Below are 16,902 nucleotides of genomic sequence, written 5' to 3'. Positions count from 1 at the left end.
TCTTTAAAGCGAGTTCATTCGTTATAGAAGTATGTATGCAATCGGCGTAATAATTAGCAACGTTAATATCGTTCTTTGCACATATAAAATAATAAGTTCCGATACTTTTAACGGAATATCTGTCGATAATATACAAGGAATGGAAGCTGAGAAAAACAATATAGATGAGACCGAAACAACCGCAATAACAAACTTTGTCACGAGCGGTGCACTTACTACTAATAATGATGGTAAAAACATTTCCGCAATACCAACGGATGCCGCTTTAGCAGCTAATTCTGCTTCTGGTAATTGTAATAGCCATGTAAACGGATAGAAAATATAACTGATCCAATCAAATATTGGCGTGAATTTCGCTAAGACGATACCAATTAATCCTACTGACATAATGGATGGTAAAATTCCCATTGTCATAATAAATCCGTCTTTTAAATTCACTGCGATATTTTTCATAATACTTGGCGCAGATTCCGATACTTCTAATGCATCTTCCCAAGCTCGCTCTAACATTTTCTCTTTATAAACAGGCTCTGGGAACCCTTCTTTCGTAATATATGTATCTGGTTTTCTACTAAGAGGTGGGATTCTTACGGTGATAGCGGTCACGATGAATGTTACAACAAGAGTAGTCCAAAAATAAACATTCCATAAATTCATAATGTCTAATGTTTTTGCGATAATGATCATAAATGTTGCGGATACTGTAGAAAAACCTGTAGCGATAATCGCGGCTTCTTTCGTTGTATACTTCCCTTCTTTGTACACGCGGTTAGTAATAAGAAGCGCCAACGAATAACTCCCAACGAAGGAAGCAACCGCATCGATTGCTGAGCGCCCAGGTGTTTTCCATAACGGTCTCATAATCGGACGACAAAACGTGCCGATAAACTCAAGCAATCCGTACCCGACTAATAACGCTAAAAAAGCCGAGCCGATTGGAACGAGTAAACTTACTGATATAACTAATTTCTCATACAAAAACGGTCCAACGTCTGGCGCGAAGAACCAAGCTGGCCCTACTCTCAAACAATATAATACGCCAAAAACAACACCTATTACTTTTAAAATAGAAAAACAAATATCTACAATAGATGCATTCCATTTCTTCGTATAAAATGGGTAAATCGCACCAATTATCATTACAAGTAATGCGTAATATGGTACTACAGAAGGAACTGAAGTCCGAATCCACGATACGATATGATCAATCATAATTGACGAAGTACCGTTTATCGTAACTGGTACGAAAAACATAAACACCCCAACTAAACTAGCGAGTATAAACCGAAGAATAATCCCCTTCTCTCGCCCTGTCTTAATTACATTCCTTTTTAATTCAATTTCACTCAAAATTCGACACCTCCTATTATCTAAATATTCTGTATAATTATATTGAATTCCTCCTTATTACTCGAAAATTATGCAAGTAATAATCTTACTTTTTCATTGTCAGTCTCCAAAAATTATCATATAATGTTCTTTAGGAATGTTACATATACATATTAAAAACAGATAATTAGTAACGTATTTTTCCCTTTTGTTAATTTTTTCATTCACTTAACATGCATAAAATAAAAGGAGAATGTACAATTGAAAACATTAAAAATAACTATGGCAAGCGCACTGCTACTTGGTGCTATCATCGCTCCATCTAGTTCTTTAGCTGTGAGTGAAACTGTAACACAAAAAAATAATGCGCAGTTGGAGTTTGACGAAGACGATTACTACTATCAGTTTCCCGATGTTATTGGGTGGGCAAAGCCGTCTGTTGATTATTTAGTAAAGAAAAAGGTCTTATCTGGCTTACCAGACGGTACATTTGGACCTAATCTTGAAATCGATAGAGCTTCTGCCGCAATTATCATGGCAAAAATATTAAACTTACAAATAGATGCTTCAGCTAAGCCATCATTTAAGGATTCCCAAGACCATTGGGCTACTCCTTATATTGCTGCAGTTGAAAAAGCTGGAATTATTAAAGGAGTAGGTAATGGGGATTTCAATCCTTCTGGAAAGCTAACGAGAGCTGCTATGGCTTCTATGCTTGCTCATTCATATAACTTAGATAAAAAATCTACTGAACTATTACCTACTGTATTTCAAGATTTAAAAGGACACTGGAGTGAAAAGTCGGCCAATCTTCTTGTTGCTCTTCGTATTTCAGCGGGTTATGGTGGTAGTCATTGGTATCCAGATAACACTATTACCCGTGCAGAAGCTGCAAGTTTAGTTGCTCGCACAGATCAATCAAAAGATAAAGAAATTCAATTAAAGCAAGTTTCTATGAAACAAAATTATTTTATATATCCTGAATCCTCTCTACATTCAGGTATAATTGCTGAATATCCCGCCCAAACCGTTACTGTATTCGACGAATCAGAAACCGGATGGATTAAAATTGCTACAGATCATGGTTTAAAGTGGACACCATTACAAGAAAAACAAGTTTATATTGATATAAATTTCGTTACCTTTGATAGACCGTCAAGGACAGGATTTCTCTGTATTAGAAAGCTATGTACGTAATGGTAAACCAGTTGTAGCGTGGGTAGGGAACAAAATAACTGCTCCGCAACTAGAACATACTTGGCAAACACCTCAAGGAAAGACCGTAAATGGATACAGAAATGCACATACTATTATCATAACTGGTGTAGATGATCGTAACATTTACTATAATGACCCATTAGACGGTAAAAAAGACCAACCAATGGTAAAATCCCGATTTGAGCACAGTTATAATCAAATGGGTAAAAAAGCTTTAAGTATCGATTAATAATGTAAAAAGCCTATTTCGATCATATGATTCAAAATAGGCTTTTTCTATTACATCTCAAAATCATCAACAATTAGTTGAATTACACGATACGATTCTTCGGCTACTTTCCCATTAATATCCCTATTCGCATCATATGTAATTAACGCCTTCCAAAGCGCCCAACCTCTCGCTCTATTCCACGTTTCTTCGTCCATACGTAATATTTCTTTAAATATGTTTCTACTATTCTTATCAAAGAATGTCCAAGCCATCGCTGCATCACAAGCAGGATCTCCTACTCCTAATATCCCAAAATCAATTACGGCACTAAGCTTTCCGTCTTTAACGAGTAAGTTCCCTGGCGCTATATCTCCATGCACCCAAACTGGTTTGCACTCCCACGTTGACCGAAGTGCTAAATTCCAAAAATGCTTTAATAATGCCTCATCAAAAACATCTTTACTATTTTCGATAGCCACTCTCGCTTCTTGATCGTATACAGATATCAATCCGCCTCGATAAAAATTATGTGCACCCGCTATTGGTCCGTTACTCGCATCGATTGATTGCAATGCTACTAGAAATGATCCTAAATCCGTTGCGAATTCATTTAAGTCATGTACATTTTCTTTCGTAACTGTCTCTCCTTCTACCCACTTATTAATAGACCAAGACCACGGATATTCTTCAGACGGATTCCCCTTCGCAATTGGGGCAGAAATTGGTAAAGAAAGTTCCTTACTTAATATAGGAAGCCACTTGTTTTCCTTCTCTACTTGCGGTGCATATGCTGCATCACTTGGTAATCTTACACTCATCTGATCGCCTAGATGAAACGTTCTATTATCATGCCCGCTAAGCTTTACAGGTTTCACTTCTAAATGTGCCCATTCAGGAAACTGTTCCTGTATTAACTTTTCAACTAAACTTACGTTAATTGGATGCATTCACATTCCCCTTCTCTTTTGAAACTTGCTAAGCCCATCCGTACTCCCAACATACTCAAAACCATTTTTCTTATAAAAATCATTTAGCGTACGATTATGCCCAATACAATCTAACTTCAAATACTTTTTATCCCTTTGTACATTCTCTTCTACCCACTGTAACATCCATTCTCCTATTCCATTCCCCTTATACTTCCGTTTCACCGCAAATCTATGAATATATAATGAATCAGAAACTTCCTCTTTACCAAAAATACGTTCATCCCATTCATTTTGTTTAGGAGATACTGTAACCGTACCAACTATTTCATCTTCCTTTGTAACAACATACGTATATTTCTCTCTTATACCTTCTAGTATTTCAGCCGTAGCTTCTCCACCTAAAAGATACTGCCATTGATCTACTTCTTTATCTTGTAACCACTGTGCTACTTCTTTTAATAGAATTATAATGCTATTACTTTCTTCTTCTGTAGCAATGCGAATTGTATATTCTTTAACTGTATTTCTCTCCATTGTTCGTTCCCCTTTCCTATTACTACTATACTGACAGACGAGTTCTACCGTCATTTTCGTCTGTAACGTATTCAACATAATAACCTTGATTCTGTGCATTTTCATACAACGATTTGATTTCTTTTTGGTCTTTAGCGTAAACTGTGACGTATGTACCATCCGCAACTAGTAAAACTAATTCACACTTACTCTCTTTAAATTCTTCATATGTTTCAATATCTACTACTTCCTCTCCTTTTGGATACGCTTTTAAATCTGCAAAAATAACATAATATATATTGTCTTTAAATAATCTTTTCAAATCTGATCCTTCCACTATACTCGGTTCTTCTGGAAATAACGCATCATCCAATCCACCACGTGCTACTAAGTATGACTCCTCACTCCCCACCCACCAATCAAATGAAGAAATTTGAATTGGCTTTAATACTTTCCAAAGTAAATTATCATATCCATTTGGAATATCTACAAAAATTCCTCTTTTCATTTGTTAGCTCCTAACTTATTTATTTCCGTTTTCATTTCATACATTATATACCAAATTCAAACACTATATTTTGTCAATCCTATGTAACTTGCATTTCATCGCAAAAAAAAACCGCTCCACTACTGTGAAACGGTTTCCTTCTACTTATATTTAAGTATTGCATTCAATTACTGCACTACGTTTTTAAATAATTTCTAATATGTTCGTCACATCAGCTATTCATTTCGACTTCACAAAATAATATAAAAACCACACCGCATGATTTTGTTCATCTGCAGCTATTCTGCGCAACAAATCTTTCATAGCTGCATCTGATGTTTCATCTGAAATCTCCAAATAAAAATCTACTGTCCTTTGCTCATCCTGTATAGCGAATTCTAATCCTTGTAAGTACGTATTCGGGCAGTCTTCGGTAATCTGTGGTTTAGGCTGCCTGCCAGTTAAGTTCGTATAAATTTGGACAAAGTTTTGAAAATGCTTTATTTCATCATTACGAATTTCAAGAATCTGATTTCGTTCTACTGGATTTGGAGCCATGTTAGCTAATTTTGCGTAACAGCTTATAGCGCTATACTCTCCGTTTATAGCTTTTTCAATATCACTTATCAACTTATCATTCTGCCTATACCAATCATGATAATTCGAATTATACATCGTATCCCCTCCATAATTTCGCATAACATTTTATGCATTTCGAAATAGTAGGAGCATGTATACAAAAAAAGAACCGCAAACACGAATACTTCAATCACTTTTAACATATTGAAAAAGCCTATCTATCGCTTCTTAATTCCCTTAACGATTCCTAATGATCTCATCAAAAAACGCTTCACTACGAGTGAAACGTTTTTTATCTTTTAAGCATTCACTTCCGTTTTATGTCCCTTTACTACACTACGTTTGAAAGCAGTTGCTAGAATAATAACCATACTTACTACACCAATCCAAACGAGGACAGTAACTGGTGTATTCCAGCTTAAACCTTTTCCGAAGAAGAAGATTTCTCTTAGTCCTTCGATCATAAATCTCATTGGTAACCATGAGTAAACCCAGTCTTGATAAAATGAGGGCAACATCTCAGGCGCGAGCGATAATAATGGTGCTCCGAAGAACAGCAATAACGCGAATAATCCGATTCCATTTAGTCCAACTAATGAAAGCAGTGCAGAAATCATTAAGAAGAAACTAAACGCTGTAATAGATAAGAACAACGCCGTATCCGTTACATTCAAAATATTTAATCCTACCATGCCATCTGCGATCCATGTAAGACCAAATCCAATTACAAGCGCCGCAACAGCTCCTGTTACTATTTGTTTTACTTTTAATACAAAGTTTTCTTTTCGTGAACCCACTGGTATTTTACGAATCGCAATAAAGCTGATTGCTGCACTAGCTAAACTTGCAATCCATAGCGGTTGGAATAAAGAAATTGGCGAGTTACCGTTCGCACTATTTTTGCCGATTTCATTCACATTTGTTACTTTCTTCGCAATAGGTGTTACTAAATTTGAAGCTTGATCAGCTGTTAAAGTAGCTCCTTTTGCTTTAAACCCATCTAGTAGCTGCGTACGAACAGTATTGTTCATATTATCAACTACACCATTTAATATTTGCCCCGCCATAGTTGATGCCGCTGTATTCATTCCTTGATTTATGAATATTTCTACCTCTGGCAAAGATGGCTGTGGTGTTCGTAATGACGCCTGTTTTGCACTAAATTCTTTCGGAATGACTAATGCCGCGTAATACTCTTGATTGTTTAACCCCTTTTGAACCGATTCCTTATTTTTTACTTCTACCCACTTCACCGCAGGTTCTTCATCTGATTTCGGTGATTTTTTCATCGTATCAACGATTGTTTGCCCCATATTCATTTTAGGCTGATTCGGAATTTCTACTCCTTGATCCTCATTTACAATTGCAATTGGTAAATTTTTTGGCTGTGGTTGAACTGTCGGGAATAATGTTAATGAAAAAATAAAGACAATAAGTAGTGCAATGACTGGTGATAATAATAATAGTTTATTTTTAAACATGTTCTTTTCCCCTCCTTTAATTTCAGTTACAACAAACGAACAACGTGTTGGTTATATCTTTTTAAAATTATATGTTTGAGTTGAATCTTATACAATAATCAAAAACCGCGAATGTGTCGGTTATAAGACACATTTGATAAATATGTTGAAGAAAATTTAGGAGGGACACACTTTGCGAGATAGTAATTTAGATTTACGCGTGATTCGTACGAAAACGGCAATACGAAATGCATTTGTGGAATTAATTGAAGAAAAAGGCTTTGACGCCATTACAGTAAAAGATATTACAACGAAAGCGAACATAAACCGTGGTACGTTTTATACACATTATCTAGATAAATTTGATTTAATGACGAGATGCCAAGAAGAAATTATGTACGAGATGTCTAGCATTGCAAAGAAGAAATTTCCGGAAGTTATTGCGGATCTTGGATCAAATCCTTCCCCAACGACTCCATTTGTACTTATCGCTTCTATACTTGAATTTCTAAATGAAAATAGTGATTTTATAAAAGCTGTACTTAGCCCAAAAGGAGATTTATCATTCCAAACAAAGCTGAAAGACTTTATGTGGAAAACACTGTTTGAAGATACAAATGATGCTCTTGTTAAGAAAGAGAATTTACTTGTCCCAAGCCAATACTTAGCTTCTTATATGGCATCTGCTCATATAGGTGTCATTCAGCAATGGTTAAATAGTGGGCAAAAAGAAACGCCGGAGGAAATTGCTCACATTTTATCAACAATCGCAGTTCATGGACCTTTTTATGCAGCTGGCTGGAAGAAATAAGCTTGCCTGCATAGGAGTATGCTTTAATCAATCTGAACATCAACAAACTTCTAAATGAAATGTATAGCTGAATAGTTACTATTACTTTTATCCCGCTATTTGCCGACAGTAAGACTCCCACCTTAAAATTCGGCTGGAGCTAGGAAGTTAGATGAGAGATCAACTGCCCGTAAACGCCCGATTGGTACGGGCTGATAATCAGCGGGGATGAATAACCCCCCACTGATTAAAGTTTCACTTTATTAATAACTTAAAATGTATGTTCCTATGAAAAAAGCTGTTGAAAGGAATCCTCTTCAACAGCTTCTCCATTATTAACGATATAAACGAACTGCACCTGCAGAATTATCATCTGCTTGTCCAACTACTTCAAATTTCAGTCCAAGCTTCGGTAATTTACGTCCTGCATCTGGAATTAAATCGTTCATATACGATTTAGAATCATCAAACTTCGTTACACCTGGTAACCCTTTGTAATCATATGTTCCGCGTGTTGGAGATACAACTTTCCACGCTGGCGCTTGGTTAAAGGAGAACGCAGCATCTGCGATTTGGTATCGTGTACTATTTTTAACAGTTGGTTTGCCATTTAGCGTTCCAACAATTGCCTCTGGGTGAGAGTCAACAACCCCTAAGAAACCTTCTCCTGGATGCAGACCAACCCAATTATCTGTAAAGCTAGAGTCTGCATACCATACAACAAGACCTGTATTATACGGTACACCGCTGCTATATTTTAACGCTTGATCAGCACCAGCGTAGTTTCTCCACTCTAAATAGTAGTTATGTTTCTTCTTATCAAAACCGTTTGATACAACGAAACCATTTAATTTTAATTTCGCTTCGCCCTCTGCATCATCAGAGAACACAACATTTCCATCTACAGTTAATGTAGCGTTATCAAGAGTAAAACCGTTCGGTGCTAAACCACCATCTGTAATGTATTCAAATACTAGTTTTATTTTTTGACCTTTAAATTGGCTTAAGTCATATGACTTATCTACCCATTTACCATCCGTTGTGTCTAGACCATTTTTCACATTCTTTTCGCCAATTCGATCCACTAACGTTTTCTTACCATCTTCTGTCACTGCATGTACTTCAAGGAAGTCATAATCTGTTTCAATTTCATACAATGACTTGTAATCAAATTTCGCCAGTGTTGCATTTGTTAAATCAAACACTGGTGTTTCTATTGTTGTATGAAGATTATCACCTTTTGTACTATAGTAATATTTCTTACCGAATGCAGACTGAATACCTTTTACATCTTTATCTGGTAAGTTAACGCGAATCAGGCCAGGACGATTTGATTTCGTTACACTTTGATCTAAGTACGTCGCCAAACCGATACCGCGATTTAATTTATTATAATCAACCTCTACAATATTTGCCCAGTTTCCACCCATGTTCTTTTGAAAGAACTCTTTGTTTTGCGGAGAGAAACTCGGTGGCGTTGTACCCGCAATTTTACCAGCCCAGCTGCCGCCGCTCATAACAGACCAAGAGTTAATTGGCTCACCTGCTCCTGAATACTTCGTATCATACTCATCTGGAAGACCTAAATCATGACCAAATTCATGTGCGAATACACCAACTGCTCCGTCTTCCGGCTCAATTGTGTAGTCGTATGCTGCCATTTTACCGCCCCAGTTATCAACATTTGCTTTTGTTCCTTCAATCGGATATGGTGTTCCAAGGTTCCAACGATGTGACCAAATTGCGTCATCACCTAGTCTACCACCGCCTCCATCTTGCCCAACTCCAGCGTGAATGACCATTAAGTGATCAATAAGACCATCTGATTCGTTTTTATTGCCATCACCATTATTGTCATATTGATCGTATTGGTCAAATTCAGATAAATCAATACCACTTTCTACTGCTGCATTTAATGCCTCTTTTACAAAATCACGAGGTCCTTTTGGTCCTTTATTATCATGACCACCATCCCCTGCATCTGCACCATAATCCGCTGCATTACCAGGAACTGTCAACCACTTTGTTACTGTCCCATCGACTGTATAACTACCACCCGATTGCTCTTCATAATATTGTTTAAATGTTGGGACTTTTGAACCATCAAAGAGTGTGAACGGCTCATCACCAAATAACATTTTTTGATAATGTTCTGGATTAAAATCATTTGAATACATATAACCTGGTACTTGATCAATATTGTTATGCTTAAAGTCAGCAAACTCTACTAACAATACAAGAACTTTATCTTTACGAACATCACCATTATATTGTTTTTGCTTTGCTGAAGTAGTTGGTACTTTGCCGTTTAATCCCCCTTTAACCGGCTCTTGTCCAGCTACTGGGCCAATAGCCGGTTGATCAGCTTTTTCTTTCTCATCTGCTTTTGCATCTTTAACTTTTTTCAAAAAGTCAGAAGCTTCTCTCGTAACACTGTCCCCCGCTGCTGGTTCTTTTCCAGCATTTTCGCCTTTTTTCTTCTCTACGTAGTTTTCAACAGCTTTTAATGTGTCTTCTTTCGACGCAGATTCACTAATTACACCGCGTTTCTTGAGCGCATCTGCTAAACGATCCTCTTGAATTAAATTTTCATCAATTGGACTTACAGTTCCTGTATGAGACGGCGTTGCCGCATAAACAGATTGACTACCAAATCCAAATGTGCAACTAAGCACAGCTGTCGCCGCAAGCGTAGACAGCACCTTAAAAGGTTTTTTCTTCATCCCTATTCCTCCCCAATATTTTATTTTACCTAACATTCATATAATAATGAAAATTCTGATATCTTACAAGATATTGTCTTAATTTGTAATATTTTTGAAAATATTCTTTATTTTAGATTGGTGTACATTCTGATTTATCGATGTTTCAGGTGATAGTAGCTGGCTAAAAAAATAAAAAGATCATCCACTATATATAGTGGATGATCTTTTTATTTATCTAAAGTACAATTACAGTATCTCAATATACCCTTCTGTTCCATGTACCCGAATTCGTTGCCCCTCTTTTATTAGTTTTGTAGCATTCTCTACCCCGACGACTGCTGGCAATCCATATTCACGTGCAATAACTGCTCCATGTGTCATCAGTCCGCCAACTTCGGTAACTAACCCTTTTATAGAGACAAACAATGGTGTCCATCCAGGGTCAGTAAAGGCAGTAACTAATATATCTCCATCTTCTAAATTCGCATCTTCCATATTTAAAATAACACGTGCTCTCCCCTCAATCACTCCTGAAGAAACAGGCAGACCTACGATTGCTTCAACCGGGAGATTTTCTCGTTTGTACTTCCCAGTAATGATTTCTCCATCAGACGTGATAACACGGGGAGGCGTTAGTTTTTCATATAATTTGTACTCATTTTTCCGTTTATTAATAACCTCGTAATCCAGTTTATTCGTGCGGACGACTTCGTGAAGTTCTTCAAAAGTTAGATAGTATATATCTTCTCTTTCATTAATAACACTATTTTGCACGAGTTGCTCGGCTTCTTTCAATATTGCCTGCTTATATATGAAATAGCGATTAATCATGCCGTATTTTGGATATTCACGATAACCGATAAAATTACGGATGTTACGAATCATTCGTTTCGTCTCTTCTACTTTTTGTTTGCCATCCGGCAAGTGCTGTAAACGCTCTAATAGCTCTTCTTCTTTTTTCAAAGCCTCCTGCAGCCCTTCTTCAAATTTCCGCTTACTAGCACCAATTTCAAAGTCTCTTATATTATTTAAAATCATTGGGATAATTGTAGTTGGTTTTTCACTCCAGCGTGTTTTCGTAATGTCGATTTCTCCGCTGCATCTCATTCCATATTTATTCAGAAATGCACAGATTACATCTCGAGCTTTTTCCCCGCCTTTAAACTTAACTAATTCATCTAAAAAGCTATCATCCTCTATATGCTGTAAATACTCAATGACTTCTGGGTACGGCCGAATCACATCTGCAACATCCAATAATGCTAGCCCCATTTCTGACGTAATATTGTTTTGTACAGATTGTGAAAGTGTGTCGGCTACATTTTTTTCACTTAGCCATTGCTCCATCTTTTCATTGATCCATGATGAGGCATTCATACCTGCCATAATTACAGCCATGCTTTGCGGGTGAAATAATATTTTCTTTAATTGCTGGATATCTTCTAAAATAAAATCAAGTACATCTGATCCTGATTTCGTTTGCATGTTTTGTTTTAACTCTTCTATCGAAGCTTGACTATTCTTTACTAAATCCGTAACGATTGCTGGATCGTTTTCGATTTGTGGTTGCGCACTTGTAAGTGGCATACTTTTACCTGGATTCTTTTCTTTTTCATCATCCGGCAACAATTTGATAAAATCATCTCGCTCTATTACAGTCATTAATGCATCTTTAATAAGCGGCTCCGAGTTCCCTATTGTATTTAATAAAAGTTCTCTACTAGCGGGCGAAGCCAATCTTTGCGCAACATCTACAAACAACCTTCCTCCAGCTTTAAACCTCGGTCCAAAGGATGTTAACTGGAATAAAGACATTCCTAATGGCTTCAAAGGATCAGTCATCATTTGTTGGTGACCGACCGATACATACACATGATTTTCCTGATCATTTGCTTCTGGAATTGGATATATAGTCGTTATCGGCCTGCTTTGAACAATATAAAATGTATCACCAACTAAACACCATTCAATATCTTGCGGACAATCAAAATAAGCTTCAATCTTTCTTCCGATACGTGCTAGCTGTAATATTTGTTGTTCAGGCAATGTTTGAAGCTTTTGCTGAACCGTCTCAATCTGTTTCGTCTCTGTTCCGCCCTCTTTTAAAGCATAGATAGCTAATTTTTTAGTCGCTATCATCTTTCCGGTAATTTCGCCTTCTTTTACTTTATAATTATCGGCTGAGACCAGTCCTGATACTAATGCCTCACCAAGCCCAAAACTGGCATCGATCGATAACACCTTTCGGTTAGAAGTAATCGGATCAGCAGTAAATAAAATTCCCGAAGCCTGCGGGAAAACCATTTTTTGAACGACAACACATATAGAAACTTGATTATGCTCAAAACCGTTTTGCATTCGGTAAATAACCGCTCGCTCTGTAAATAAAGAAGCCCAGCACTTTCTTACATGCTGCAAAATTTCTTCTTTTCCAATGATATTTAAATACGTATCTTGTTGACCAGCAAACGAGGCATATGGTAAATCTTCAGCAGTAGCGCTAGAACGCACGGCATACGCATGTTCATTCCCAAAACGTGAGAGATAATGAGCTACTGATTCCACTACATCAACTGGAATTTCCACTGACATAATGGTTTCTCTAATCTTCTTACTAATTTCACCAATTTGATCTCGGTCCTCAGTTTTTAGTACCGCTAGTTGATTCAACAAAGTTTGAAACGCTTCATTTTGTTCGATGGCCTTTTCATACCCTACCGTTGTAACACAAAAACCTTCTGGCACTTGTATCCCTTGAACGTTAGATAACTCTCCTAAATTCAATCCTTTTCCACCAACAAGTGAAAGCTGCGTTTTTTCTATTTCCTGAAAATCGAGAACGAAAGAACTCATTTACCATCTCTCCTTACTATGCGTGTGTTCTTGATTGTAGCAGTAGTAAATAAGAATAAACAGTCTATTTCGAACTTGATTTACATGATATAATTAAGTTAGGAAGAGATAATTATTTTTATTTCTCCCCCTCTAATCCACTTCAATTACATCTCCAAACTTAAACATTCTTTGATTATGAAAAGCATCGGTACAAGTAATCGTCTTATTTAATGGATTTATATCAGCTACTGTTATGTAATTTTTATATAGATAGCCATTTTTATAATATGTAAGTACAACCTCTTCTTCACCTAAATATGAAGTTAATAGCTTATTTTCAATTATTTCTTTTGCATCTTGCGTTAAGATTGGACGCGAGACTTTCGTTTGCTCGTACATCATTTCTTTAATCACTGCAAACTGCTCTGGCATACTGGCAAACGGTTGCCACTTTACCATCCCTCTTCCTTTTGGCATATTAGCATTTTTCACGATTTGTGTCCTCCTAATAATGTGTTTCTATATCTTGCTGTTGCGACGCTTGTGTAGGAAATTCCACGTAAAATACTGTTTTTACCAAATCGTGTTCGAATTTCGTCCATAACTTTCGTTAATCTCATTTCTTTTTCTCTTTGTATAATGTTATCGAAAAGTGAAATTTGCTCCTCTCCTTCATTAATAAAGTTTGTTAATGAGACGCTTAACGAACGAATCGGCTCTCCTGTATAACCTTCGTATAAAAAATATGTACAAACATTGTAAATATCCATCGTTAAATTTGTTGCCCGGTTTAACGTATGTGCCTTTCGTATTCCTCCGCCATATTCCTTGCTATATCCAACTGAAAAATGGATCGTTTGTGCATATTTCTTTTCTCTTCTCAACCTGTAACAAACCTCTTCTATATGCTCTAATAAAATAATGACGAACTCGTCTACAGAATAATCGCGTAATAATATTTGGCTTTTCGCTATAGATTTTGTTGCGGGAACATATTTTTCTGCTATTCTGCTAAAATCAATCCCGTTACTATGTAAATGTAATTCTTCTCCTATTACACCAAACGATTGTTTTAAATATTTCAAAGGATACTGCGCTAATTCTCCAATTGTATGTATACCTTTCCGGTTCAATTTCATTTCCGTTTTATACGATATACCCCAAAATTTACCGAGCGGTCTAATGCTCCATAACTTCTCGGGTATATCGTCATATGTCCACTGCGCTATTCCGTCTTTATTTTTTTTCGCTTCCACATCCATCGCTACTTTACTCAATAATAAGTTCGGACCAATGCCAACCGTACTTTCAATCCGCGTACGCTCATATATTTCTTGCTTGAATTTTAATGCGAACTCGCGCGGATTATTCGCAAACAAATGAATACTTGCGGTCATATCCATAAAAAATTCATCGATACTATATTGATGAAAATCTTCCGGTGCAACATATTGTAAAGCTAAACCAGTTATGTAAGTTGAACACTTCATATACGTATGCATAATTGGATTCACAATAATAATATCTGGTCGCTTCGGTATTTCATACAACCGTGCCATCTTCTTTATCCCTAATGCTTTTAATGGCGGTGTTGCCGCTAATACGATTGATCCGCTCTGATTCACAACCCCTACGACGGCCAATTTTGTATAACGTGGATCCAGTCCTTTTTTAATGCAGGAAACACTTGCATAAAAGCTACGAAGATCTACACAAAGAATAGTACGATTCGGTAAAAGAGAATAATCATACAAGGTAATCCCCCCTAACAAAAGAACATTTGTTCTTATTATATACGAACTGTTGTTCTTTTTAAAGGTGTTTTTATGAAAATTTTGGTTAAAATAACCGTCATATCTATGCGCTATCAATTAAGGCAGGAGAAACTATGTATACAAAACCGCTAGAATTTCAAATAACTCATAAGTATATAACTACTAAAACAAACCAATTAAACCCTTATTATCAAAACATAATTTATATAAATTTACCTTTTTAACTTGTCCAAAGATGTAGTTTTAACTGTTTGGATCATCTGATTTTAATGTTCCATAGGGGAAAAATTCACCGTCACTATTAATTGGACACAGTAAGACTTTATTTCAAACCCATAAAAAATAGATTACCTGCACACTAAAAAGTATAGCGCACAGGTAATCTATTTGTTTTTGAGATTAATAAAAAACTAATTTATTTTTTGAATTCTTCCATCAATAACAGACTGAATTGGTTCTTTTGATTTTTTTATATAATCTACTAATGCTTCAAAATCAGTTGTTCCTGTTTCAGCATCTTTCCCGTTTTTAAAGGATACAAATCCATCTCCACCTGAAGCTAGAAATGCGTTCGCAACGACGCTGTAAGTTTTAGAAGGAATAATTTCTTCTCCATTTGTTAAGCGAATACTTGTTACTTTTTCTCCATTAGGTTTGTTCGCATCCCAAGTGTATTGGATCCCTGAAATTTGAAGCATTCTTGTTATGTCTTTTTGCCATTGTTGATTTAAAATATCACGAATGTCTTGACCCGTTAAATTTACCTTTATTAATTGATTTCCGAATGGTTGAATACCATATATCTCTCCCCATGTAATATCACCAGCATCTAAGTCATTACGAATACCACCAGGATTCATAAGTGCAATTTGGGATTGCATTGTTGTACGCTGGGCATCAGCAACTAAATTCCCAAGAGTAGATTCACCAGCTGTATTGAGTTTGCGATCTAGTGGAGCAATAGACTTACCTACAACTTCATTAACAAGAGGTGCGATTTTTGCTTGATATTTCTCCATCTTCTTCTTTATTTTTTTATCAGGCTCCATGCCTTCATGGTAAGTTGTAACAATTTCTGCTTTTTTCTCAACAATATCTTGTGTCTTACGATCAATCTTTACATCAACATCAGCAAAAGCCATACCATAAGAATTTGCTTGTACGACAAGTTTATTATTAACAGTTCCATTTACATAAGTGTGGCTATGCCCACCAAAAATAACATCGACTTCCGGATCAGTCTCATTTGCTAATCGGACGATATCACCATTTGTTACACCGTTCCCATCTGTTGTACCCCCGTTATGCGCAAGAACAACGATAGATTTAACGCCTAGTTTTTTTAATTGCTTTACGGATTTGTTAATAGCTTCAACTTCATCTGTAATTTCTACATTCTTTAGCATAGTAGGCATAACAAGGTTAGGAACATCCGTTGTTACGACTCCGATAAATCCAACAGGAACTCCTTGTACCTTTTTTATAGTGAATGGTGGTAAAAATAAACGACCAGTGGATTTATTATAGAAATTTGCGGCAACATATGGGAATTTTGCTCCTTTAAAATCCCCTGTTTTCTCATGGTATCCACCATAAATAAGGCGGTTCATTTCCTCAACACCTTCATCAAATTCATGATTTCCTATAGTTCCAACATCGAATTTCAAATCATTTAGAAATTCAATTGTAGGTTCGTCTTGTAATAATGCTGAAACAGGAGTACTTGCTCCAACAACATCGCCAGCATGTACCTTTAATGTATTCGGATTTTGTTTTTCACGATCACGTAAATAAGCTCCTAAGTACTCAATTCCCCCTGCATCTTTATTGTTAATTTTTTTCACAGTGTCTAGTTGCCCATGAAAATCGTTAATACCGAGCATTTGCACATCTATGTAGCGGTTTGGTTCTGTAATTGCTTGGGCTGAAGGCGCAGCAAATACACTAGTAAAAGTAACTGTACTTAATGCTAAAGCAACTGGAATGATTTTTTTCAACATAAAATTTCTCTCCCCTAATTAAAATCTTACATAATACCTGTCTCTTATACACATCTCCGAGCCCACGAGAC

At 36.4% G+C, this 16,902-nt stretch carries 12 protein-coding genes and 1 pseudogene; 2 read left to right on the top strand and 11 right to left on the bottom strand.

Translation table 11 applies throughout. The features are described 5' to 3' along the window. Nucleotides 1–21: 21 nt before the first annotated feature. Nucleotides 22–1,350 carry a YjiH family protein gene (locus JDS80_RS17795; protein WP_199639425.1) on the bottom strand — a complete coding sequence of 443 codons (1,329 nt, stop codon included), beginning with the start codon at nt 1,348–1,350 and terminating at the stop codon, nt 22–24. A gap of 240 nt (nt 1,351–1,590) precedes the next feature. Between JDS80_RS17795 and JDS80_RS17790 the strand changes: the two are divergent. Next, nucleotides 1,591–2,776, top strand: a pseudogene (locus tag JDS80_RS17790) (S-layer homology domain-containing protein). A gap of 50 nt (nt 2,777–2,826) precedes the next feature. Here JDS80_RS17790 and JDS80_RS17780 read toward each other — a convergent pair. The 5 genes from JDS80_RS17780 to JDS80_RS17760 all read right to left on the bottom strand — a co-directional run bounded on the left by JDS80_RS17780 (nt 2,827) and on the right by JDS80_RS17760 (nt 6,747). Next, entirely contained in the window at nt 2,827–3,705 is an 879-nt protein-coding gene (locus JDS80_RS17780; protein ID WP_199639421.1) for an aminoglycoside phosphotransferase family protein, read from the bottom strand. Further along, nucleotides 3,706–4,221 (bottom strand): GNAT family N-acetyltransferase, encoded by a 516-nt coding sequence (locus tag JDS80_RS17775; protein ID WP_199639419.1) that lies wholly within the window; start codon nt 4,219–4,221, stop codon nt 3,706–3,708. A 25-nt stretch (nt 4,222–4,246) separates the two neighbouring features. Beyond that, nucleotides 4,247–4,708: a DUF2691 family protein gene (locus tag JDS80_RS17770; protein WP_199639417.1), complete on the bottom strand. Its 462-nt coding sequence runs from the start codon at nt 4,706–4,708 to the stop codon at nt 4,247–4,249. 219 nt (nt 4,709–4,927) lie between these two features. Next, complete coding sequence (locus JDS80_RS17765; protein ID WP_098889318.1) at nt 4,928–5,362, bottom strand: ferritin-like domain-containing protein; 435 nt, start codon at nt 5,360–5,362, stop codon at nt 4,928–4,930. 203 nt (nt 5,363–5,565) lie between these two features. After that, entirely contained in the window at nt 5,566–6,747 is a 1,182-nt protein-coding gene (locus JDS80_RS17760; protein WP_199639415.1) for a YhgE/Pip domain-containing protein, read from the bottom strand. Between the two features lie 172 nt (nt 6,748–6,919). Between JDS80_RS17760 and JDS80_RS17755 the strand changes: the two genes are divergently transcribed. After that, complete coding sequence (locus tag JDS80_RS17755) at nt 6,920–7,537, top strand: TetR/AcrR family transcriptional regulator (RefSeq protein ID WP_199639413.1); 618 nt, start codon at nt 6,920–6,922, stop codon at nt 7,535–7,537. A gap of 314 nt (nt 7,538–7,851) precedes the next feature. Here JDS80_RS17755 and JDS80_RS17750 read toward each other — a convergent pair whose 3' ends face one another. The 5 genes from JDS80_RS17750 to JDS80_RS17730 all read right to left on the bottom strand — a co-directional run bounded on the left by JDS80_RS17750 (nt 7,852) and on the right by JDS80_RS17730 (nt 16,831). Beyond that, nucleotides 7,852–10,239 carry an immune inhibitor A domain-containing protein gene (locus tag JDS80_RS17750; RefSeq protein ID WP_199639411.1) on the bottom strand — a complete coding sequence of 796 codons (2,388 nt, stop codon included), beginning with the start codon at nt 10,237–10,239 and terminating at the stop codon, nt 7,852–7,854. 228 nt (nt 10,240–10,467) lie between these two features. Next, nucleotides 10,468–13,074, bottom strand: coding sequence for a phosphoenolpyruvate synthase (gene ppsA, locus JDS80_RS17745; protein WP_199639409.1), 2,607 nt, complete (start codon nt 13,072–13,074; stop codon nt 10,468–10,470). A gap of 132 nt (nt 13,075–13,206) precedes the next feature. Beyond that, nucleotides 13,207–13,548: a YolD-like family protein gene (locus JDS80_RS17740; protein ID WP_199639407.1), complete on the bottom strand. Its 342-nt coding sequence runs from the start codon at nt 13,546–13,548 to the stop codon at nt 13,207–13,209. Beyond that, a complete protein-coding gene (locus JDS80_RS17735; RefSeq protein WP_199639405.1) occupies nt 13,545–14,810 on the bottom strand; it encodes a Y-family DNA polymerase in 1,266 nt (421 codons plus the stop codon). Before JDS80_RS17735 ends, JDS80_RS17740 begins: the two co-directional genes overlap by 4 nt. 431 nt (nt 14,811–15,241) lie before the next feature. Next, on the bottom strand, nt 15,242–16,831 hold the full coding sequence (locus JDS80_RS17730) for a bifunctional metallophosphatase/5'-nucleotidase (protein ID WP_098889324.1): 1,590 nt from the start codon (nt 16,829–16,831) through the stop codon (nt 15,242–15,244). Between the last annotated feature and the right edge of the window lie 71 nt (nt 16,832–16,902).

It is taken from the genome of Bacillus cereus group sp. N8 (assembly GCF_016483685.1).
Classification (GTDB): domain Bacteria; phylum Bacillota; class Bacilli; order Bacillales; family Bacillaceae_G; genus Bacillus_A; species Bacillus_A proteolyticus.
This window is presented reverse-complemented; position numbering and strand designations above follow the sequence as displayed.